General features: G+C 45.8%; 6 protein-coding genes and 2 tRNA genes. 4 read left to right on the forward strand and 4 right to left on the reverse strand.

Annotated elements, in window-relative coordinates; genetic code table 11:
• Nucleotides 1-159: 159 nt before the first annotated feature.
• From ABYU67_RS11255 to rsmH, 4 genes are all read right to left on the reverse strand, one after another.
• Nucleotides 160-1,890 carry a UDP-N-acetylmuramoyl-L-alanyl-D-glutamate--2,6-diaminopimelate ligase gene (locus ABYU67_RS11255; protein ID WP_372845242.1) on the reverse strand — a complete coding sequence of 577 codons (1,731 nt, stop codon included), beginning with the start codon at nt 1,888-1,890 and terminating at the stop codon, nt 160-162.
• A gap of 69 nt (nt 1,891-1,959) precedes the next feature.
• Entirely contained in the window at nt 1,960-4,068 is a 2,109-nt protein-coding gene (locus ABYU67_RS11260) for a peptidoglycan D,D-transpeptidase FtsI family protein (protein ID WP_372845244.1), read from the reverse strand.
• A complete protein-coding gene (locus tag ABYU67_RS11265) occupies nt 4,065-4,568 on the reverse strand; it encodes a cell division protein FtsL (RefSeq protein ID WP_372845246.1) in 504 nt (167 codons plus the stop codon). Before ABYU67_RS11265 ends, ABYU67_RS11260 begins: the two co-directional genes overlap by 4 nt.
• Before the next feature lie 211 nt (nt 4,569-4,779).
• A complete protein-coding gene (gene rsmH / locus ABYU67_RS11270; protein WP_372845252.1) occupies nt 4,780-5,820 on the reverse strand; it encodes a 16S rRNA (cytosine(1402)-N(4))-methyltransferase RsmH in 1,041 nt (346 codons plus the stop codon).
• A 349-nt stretch (nt 5,821-6,169) separates the two neighbouring features.
• Here rsmH and gltX point away from each other — a divergent pair, with 349 nt between their 5' ends.
• The 4 genes from gltX (at nt 6,170) to ABYU67_RS11290 (ending at nt 8,637) form a co-directional block, all read left to right on the forward strand.
• Nucleotides 6,170-7,699, forward strand: coding sequence for a glutamate--tRNA ligase (gene gltX / locus ABYU67_RS11275; RefSeq protein WP_372845248.1), 1,530 nt, complete (start codon nt 6,170-6,172; stop codon nt 7,697-7,699).
• Nucleotides 7,700-7,834: 135 nt separating this feature from the next.
• Entirely contained in the window at nt 7,835-8,212 is a 378-nt protein-coding gene (locus tag ABYU67_RS11280; RefSeq protein ID WP_372845250.1) for a hypothetical protein, read from the forward strand.
• A 122-nt stretch (nt 8,213-8,334) separates the two neighbouring features.
• Nucleotides 8,335-8,410: transfer RNA gene (locus ABYU67_RS11285), tRNA-Ala, on the forward strand.
• Nucleotides 8,411-8,561: 151 nt separating this feature from the next.
• Nucleotides 8,562-8,637: transfer RNA gene (locus ABYU67_RS11290), tRNA-Glu, on the forward strand.
• Nucleotides 8,638-8,661 lie beyond the last annotated feature (24 nt).

Raw genomic sequence — 8,661 nt, forward strand, 5'->3', positions numbered from 1 at the left:
GCCAAACATACAGCCCTTGCGACTGAATGCTGTTATCGTTGTCGGCTGTCATAATGATTACCTTATATATGATGACTACTTATCTTTGATATTTGAGAATGTATGTTGTTTAAAAAGTATAAAAAATGAGGCGCAGGCGTAATTATTTATCTATAAAGGCTATACGCGCCCTGCTTGCTTTAAAGCATTTTGCAAAATAACACGGTCGTCAAAATCATAACGAACATGGTTAATTTCTTGATAGGTCTCATGCCCCTTGCCCGCGATAACGACGATATCATCAGCCGCAGCTTGACTGACTGCGTACTCAATCGCAGCTTGGCGCGCAGGTTCGATATGAGTACGCTGATATTGCTCGCTCGTCATGCCCACTTGCATATCTTGCAAAATCGCATTGGGGTCTTCGGTGCGTGGATTGTCTGCCGTTAATACGACTTTATCGGCGCCCGCCAATCCCGCTTGCGCCATTAAAGGACGTTTGCCCGCATCCCGGTCACCGCCACAACCAAACACTGCCCATAGCTGACCCTGACAATGGGTCTTTAGGCTGGCAAGCACTTGGCTTAACGCATCTGGCGTATGCGCATAATCAACGATAAAACAGCCCTCATTAGAAGGTACCCGCTGCATACGTCCAGCCGCACCTTGTAGCTGCGGCACAACTGCGCCAATATGCTCAAGGCTAATTCCTAAAGCGGTAGCAGCTGCCATAGCGGCAAGCAAATTGGCAACATTAAAGCGCCCAAGTAACGGGCTGATAATAGTAATGCTATCGGTTTCTTTGTTTTCGAAATCAGCATTATCAGTACAGGCAAAATCAGTGCGTAGCGTAATCTCAACACCTTGTAAGCTTGGCTTGATATCAGCGGCAACAAAGGTCGCAGATTTTGCTGAGTCTAAGCTATAGGTCCAGACCGTCAAAGCGCTGGCATGGGCGGTGTCGAGCATAATCTGAGCATATTCATCATCGATATTGATAATGGCGTGAGTCAAATCTGGAAAATGTGCTTTATCAAACAGCCGAGCTTTTGCCGCGGCATACTCTGCCATATCGGCATGATAATCTAAGTGGTCACGGCTAAGATTGGTATAAATCGCCACCGACACGGGCATCCCTTGTAAACGCTGCTGATCGAGACCATGTGAGCTGGCTTCTAGTGCCAATAATTCAGCATTCTCTGTACCCATTTGATATAAAAATTGCTGTACTGCTAAGGCATCGCCGGTGGTATGGCTGGCTTGCACCAAAGCACCAAGCCGACCATTCCCTGCCGTACCCATTACCGCGCTGCTCATGCCTGTCAGCTGCGTCAGCTGCGCCACCAATTGACTGATGGTGGTTTTGCCATTGGTGCCCGTCACCGCGACCACCGTTGGCAAGGTCACAGGCTGCTGATATTGCAAGCGAGCTTGAATAATTGTCCCTAAAAAATCACGTATATTGGGTACGTATAAAACGGGGCAAGGCAATGCTGCTAACTGCTGCTGGGCTTCAGACATACTTACATTTGGTGAGGTGATATCTGCATGATTTGATATATCAGAGCCACTAAGCAAGGCTATAGGATCTATTTCTGATAGGATAAAAGCCGCATTTTCAGCGGCTTGATAGAGGTAGTCACGACTTTTTTGACAGTCTGGTTGATGGCTTTTTAATAACACAAACACATCGTTCGGCTTTAGTTCACGACTGTCTAAACGAAACTGCTGAAATAAAATATTGGCAACCGAGTTTGCTGATTTTGAATCTGCCCCAATCACTGCCGTCTGAGTCAATGGTTGTTGCAATACCTGCTCTATACCTGCTCTACACCTATGATTGCTATTAGATTCCATCAGCTGTTGCAAGGTGATTGGGGCACTGTTTGGTGACGAGAGTGACAAAGTCATTGGCAAATCCTAAATGGTTAAAACACATCAAATAGTTAAGAGCTGGGTATTAAAAAGTTGCTTTTATGGCTACTGAGCGACTGTTTTTAATGGTTTATCTAACGGCACATTATACAAACGCAGCGCCTCTTTCATGACGTTATGAAAAACCGGTGCGACGGTTAAACCAGCATAAATCTGACCACGTGGGTCTTCAATCAGCATGACACCGACGAGCCGTGGATTCGATGCTGGAGCCATACCAGCAAAGACGTTACGATACTGATCGGTATAATAACCGCCCTTTGGATTGATACGGCGCGACGTCCCTGTTTTACCAGCAACCCGATAGCCATCGATAGCAGCCCCTTTAGCCGTACCACCGTCCTCTGTGACACTCTCCATCATTTGTACGATGGCCATTGCCTGTTCGTGCGCCATAATACGTTTGCTTGGCAGCGCCTTGTCATTCTTAGTCAATGTTAACGGATGCATCACCCCGCCTGCCGCCAGCGCTGAATACGCTTGTGCTACCTGCGCCAATGTCACCTGTATACCATAGCCATAACTGATGGTTGCCCGTCGTGAGGTTTCTTTTTCTTCTGGCGTCACCACAAGCCCACTGCCTTCTCCTGGGAATTGCAGCGGTGTTTTGGTGCCAAAGCCAAACTGTCTTTGCATATTGGTAATGCCGTCAGCCGGTAGAGACAATGCAATTTTGGTCGAGGCGACGTTACTAGATTTCTGTAGCAACGTTGCCATTGTGATCCGCCCCAGATTGTTATGATCACGAATCGTATAACCACGGACACGGATAGAACCAGGATTGGTATCGATCAACGTAGTAGCAGTGTATTTCCCTGAATCTAAAGCCGCTGCAACGGTGAATGGCTTCATGACTGAACCCGGTTCAAAGACATCAAGCAGCGCACGGTTACGCTGATTTTCACCCGTCATCTCATTGAGATTGTTTGAGTTAAATGATGGCCACGTCGATAGCGCCAGCACCTCACCGGTTTGCACATCGACCACCATACCTGTTGACCAACGTGCTTTTTGTAAGCGCCCTGCTTTCTCAAGCTCTTTATAAAGCAAATACTGCAAGCGCGAATCAATCGTCAAAGTCACATCTTTGCCCGGTACTTCTGGCTCAACTTGTTTGATTTCTTTGAGACTGTTTTGCTTGGCGTCTTTTAGCACCAAAACCTTACCATCATCGCCCGCCAGCTCTTTCTCATACTGACGTTCTATACCAGCGCGCCCTTCATAACCGCCCTCAGGATCATTGGCATTTTGTCCCATAAAACCTAGCAGCTGCGAGTTGGGCTGCGGCTGTGGATAATAGCGCTGAAAAAAGTTTTTCTCATTCACACCGGGGAAATCAAGTGAGCTGACACTTTCTGCAATCTCTGGCGTGACTTTATTTAATAAGGGCAAATAATGCGAGCCTGCACCCGATGGCAGTGCCGCTTTGACCGCTTCTTCATCCGTTACATCGATAGTAGGGTCGATAGCCGTGACTCTTTTTAGCTCATCGACAGAGATATTGGCAGCAGCGGCAAGCGTCGTCAAATCCATATTATCCAAACGCTTTTGCATACGCGCGATAAGCTTTGGACTATCAGGATTGGTGATAATAATACGCTTAAGCTCGTAGTATTCACGGGCATAGTCATGCGGGCTAAAAGACACGGTCGCGAGTGGTGCACTAACCGCCAATGGCAGATTGTTGCGATCCGTAATCATACCGCGATAGGATTTTTGTGTGCGCACACTGGTGATGAGCTCATTACCTTTATCTTGGTAAAATTGAGTATTGAGCACTTGAATATAGTAAGCACGACCGATAAGTGCCACTAAAATAAGCAGGGCTATACCCCAGATCAGACGAAAACGGTTTTTATCCTGCTCAACACCGCCGCGCGAGGAAGCACCCGAGGCCTTACCCAAAAATGCTCTTTTGCTTTTTAGGTTTTTGACACTGGTATAAGCACCCTGCTCTTCATTCTTTTTTAAGCGACCAAATAGCTTGGGCTTTTGACCATCGCTTGATTTATTATCAGCCTTACTGCTCGCTTGCCCAGATTTCGCCGCACTAGCTGGGCGTAAGGGTTTAGTGACCTTACCACTGACAGGCTTTTTGCTGGCGTTTTTTGCAGTTGTTTTACTACTATTAGCATTAGGCTTTTTGTCACTCATTGTCCCGCCTCCACTGCCGTGGCATCGGCATTGGCGATCGGAGCGTCAGGTGATAAGTCCGTAGAAGCCCGTGGTTCGATAACGTCAGCTGTCTCCTCAGCTGAGTCAGCCTCAATGACTGGCACCTGTACGGTCGCAACACCTGGCTGGATAATCATTTTGTCTTTGAGAGTTGGTGAAAACATACCCAATTCAGCAACTGCACGACTGGCAATCTGCGGCGTCGCACTAAAAGTCTGCTGTTCAATAAGCAGACGCTGGTGTTCAACTTGTAATTTTCGCTCTTGTTTTTTCATGTCTTGCAAAGTTTTATAATCCTGATGATACTGCTGAACACCTTCAGCCGTTTTGATGCCACTCCATACAATACCAGCCGCCAATAGTACTAATATGGCCACATAAATACTCAATACATTAAATTTACGCACAAATAAATCGCCAACATCAGTATTTGAAGGCGTTGCGGCGCGGCGGTTTGTAGGTTTGTCAGCTATTGCCATGACGATCTCAAAAAAGTGAACTTAACATATAAAAAGCGATAACCATTTACGAGTTATAAAACCCTTATAAGGCATCAGCACCATCAATAAAAACAATATCAAACAAAAAAGTAACTGCTGAGCCTAGCAGATAATGTTTACAGCTTTTTAACAGCCGCGTAATCATTAAAACATTCAGTCATATTTAAGCCACATCATGCGAAATAATTGTTTATGGCTCATTATCTGGTAGATAATCGGTCTCAGTACGAGTCGCCATGCGTAACCACGCACTACGCGCGCGCGGATTGTGACTGGTCTCAGCCTTACTAGGACCCACGCGTTTAGGCTTACTAAAATAACGCGGACGATTGGGCGGCATCGGCAAATTCTCATCCTCTGGATACTGACCTTTACTATGACGCTGCAAAAACTGCTTGATACGGCGATCTTCTAACGAGTGAAAACTAATCACTGCCAGCTGACCGCCCGACTTTAAAATCGGAATGCTTTGTTCTAAAAAGTCATCGACATCGCCAAGCTCATTATTGATAAAAATGCGCATCGCCTGAAAGCTTTGCGTCGCTGGATGCTTGCCTTTTTGCCATTTTGGATGGGCGACCTTGATGACCTCAGCCAATGCCAAAGTAGAGTCATAACTGTCCATCTGCTTGATCGCACGGGCGATACGGCGGCTATGACGCTCTTCGCCAAACTCATATAGCACATTGGCTAAGGTTTCATCATCAACTGTCTCAAGCCACTCGGCAACCGACTGTCCACGACTGGTGTCCATGCGCATATCGACCGCACCATCGCGCATAAAACTAAAACCACGACTGCCATCATCAATCTGTGGCGATGAGATACCCAAATCCGCCATTAAGCCATCAACTTGTATGATACCCATCGCCGCTAAACTGTCGGTCAAGGTCGCAAAGCTATCATGCACCACTTTGACGCGGCTATCAGATTTTGCTAATTCTTGCGCAACGCTAATGGCTGTCGGGTCTTTATCAAAAACAATCAAGGTTGCATCAGCGGCAAGCTGGCTTAATAGCAGGCGGCTATGCCCACCGCGCCCAAAAGTTGCATCAACATAGATACCGCTCATTTGTAAGCTGTTTTGGTTGTCATCTGTTTTAGGTAGTGATTTAACGCCGAGCACCGCGGCGACCGTTTCTTGCAGTAGTACCGCATCATGAACAAAGCTCAATTTATCAGAGGTTGCTTTAGGTGTTACAGACTCTTGCTCAAGTTGATTATCAGACACAGTATCATCCGTACCAGAAAGATTTGGATTAGCATTTGGCGTATTTTTTGGCTTAGTATTCGATATGGACACAAACAACTCAATAGATGATGGTCAAATTGACCAGTAATAGTAAAAAATCAGATGAAAATAAACAAGTTATGACTTGTCTAACATTATTATCGCAAGGATACACGGCTAGTCAAGCGCTAGACGGGCATTTCGTTAAAAATATCCCATCTCTCTGTTATACTAGCGCTATATTTTACGCTATTTTTCAACCTTGACTGCCATTCTTTCGTCCATATTTTCACTTTTCACTACTACTTTTGACTGTCCCATTCATCAACCACCACATTCTGAGATTTTTATGATGCAACCATCAACTTCTACTAGCAGTACACGTCCTGTCCGTACCCGTATTGCGCCTTCACCTACTGGCTTCCCGCATGTCGGCACCGCTTATATTGCACTGTTTAATTTAGCTTTTGCCAAAGCCCACGGCGGCGAATTTATTTTACGTATCGAAGACACCGACCAAACGCGCTCAACCGAACAATCAGAGCAAATGATTTTGGATGCGCTGCGCTGGGTCGGTCTTGACTGGGCGGAAGGTCCAGATATCGGCGGTCCACATGCCCCTTATCGTCAGAGCGAGCGTAGCGACATTTATAAAAAGCACGCCGAAATGCTGATAGAAAAAGACCATGCGTTTCGCTGCTTTTGTAGCAGTGAAGAGCTCGATGCCATGCGAGCTGAGCAAATGGCCAATGGTGAAACGCCGCGTTACGACGGTCGCTGTGCCCATTTAGCGCCAGAGAAAACTGCGCAATTGCTAAGCGAGGGCAAACCAAACGTCATTCGTATGCGTGTGCCAACCGAAGGCGTTTGTCAGGTACAAGATATGCTACGCGGCACGGTTGAGATTCCTTGGACGCAAGTCGATATGCAAGTGCTGCTAAAAACCGACGGCATGCCAACTTATCATCTAGCTAACGTTGTCGATGACCACTTGATGGACATCAGCCATGTATTGCGCGGCGAAGAGTGGCTCAACTCTGCGCCGAAACATCAGCTACTTTATAAGTATTTTGGTTGGGAGATGCCGGTTCTTTGTCATATGCCATTGCTGCGTAACCCTGACAAATCAAAGCTGTCTAAACGTAAAAACCCAACCTCGATTACCTATTATCGTGATGCCGGCGTGTTACCTGAAGCGCTGCTAAACTATCTTGGTCGTATGGGCTACTCTATGCCTGACGAAGCGGAGAAATTTACCTTAGAGGAAATGATTGCCAGTTTTGATATTCAGCGCGTATCGCTTGGCGGTCCTATTTTCGATATCGAAAAGCTCAATTGGGTAAATAGCGAGTGGTTACGTGCCCTCACCCCAGAAGAGCTAAAAAATAAAATCCTCGAGTGGGCAAGTAACAGTGATAAATTAACCGCTATCGCCGCTGCTATTCAGCCACGTATTGAATTATTGTCTGATGCCGTTAATTGGGGCGGCTTTTATTTCCAAAACCTACCGAATATCACCGCTGAAAGCTTTACTCATAAATCGCTCACGCCTGAGCAAATTACCGAGATGCTACAACTGTCATTATGGCAGCTAGAAGTCTTACCAACTTGGTCAGAAGAAAATATCTACGCCACCCTAAAAGGTCTTGCCGCTCACCTTGATATTAAAATGCGCGACTTTATGGCGCCGTTCTTCATCGCTATCGCTGGTAGCACCTCCTCGACGCCGGTCATGAACTCTATGGCAATTATCGGCGCTGATATGACGCTGACGCGCTTGCGCCATGCGGTTGATGTACTGGGTGGCCTCGGTAAAAAGAAGCTGAAGAAACTTGAGAAACAAGCAGCAGAGTTGCCAGACTTCCTAGCTGATAAATAGTTTGGCAGCTTAATAGTTTTTTCAATTTCTAATTGAAAAAACTATTAATAAATAACAAAAAGGGGTCAGGCTGAACTGACTCCTTTTTACGTTAATCTCAGCATATAAAATTCAACACCTTCATTGGAAATAAACATGGCCGCTAAAACCGTCACCATCGAAAGCAAAGATTATGTCTTTAATACCCTTAAAGAAGCGCAAAATCATTATGATGCCATCGTAAAAGAACTATACGACGCTGATCTTACCCTGACAACCGGTCAAGACTTTGAAGATTTAAAATGGATATATAGCACCTACTGTCATTACACCAAGCATAATCTGGACAAGTTAAGCAATTCTGACATTGTTGGTTTTAAGGGCATAAGTACTGTCCGAGAAAAAGGGGGTCAATATATCCCCACAGAGTGCTGTGCCATTATTTTCTCTGATAGCAGCTCTAACTGTACGGAAGAAGAATTCTTTACCGATAAAGCCCTAAAAGAGATTGCCATTAAGCAAAATCCACGTTAATTTGAGCTTATTTAGTAGCTAAAATAGCTTTAATTACTTTTTTTCGCATATTTCTGCATTATTCTTAAAATAGTAGTTGACAAGACTGCCGGTCTTACATAAAATACGCACACTCTTAGCGAGGGGCTATAGCTCAGTTGGTAGAGCACTTGCATGGCATGCAAGGGGTCAACGGTTCGACTCCGTTTAGCTCCACCATACTATTTATTGCAACGCTCAGTTTACTGACATTTAATAAATACTCGCTAGTAGGATGATATCAGCACCTAGGCAATGCTTGCTCTATTCATAGATAAGCACTCTGATATTGTGAAGTACCGTTGTAACCACTGGTTATAACACTCTATGCGTCCCCATCGTCTAGAGGCCTAGGACACCGCCCTTTCACGGCGGTAACGGGGGTTCGAATCCCCCTGGGGACGCCACTATTCGGCGTCACTTATTAGCAC

Origin of the sequence: Psychrobacter sp., assembly GCF_041554015.1 — a bacterium.
Classification (GTDB): Bacteria; Pseudomonadota; Gammaproteobacteria; order Pseudomonadales; family Moraxellaceae; genus Psychrobacter.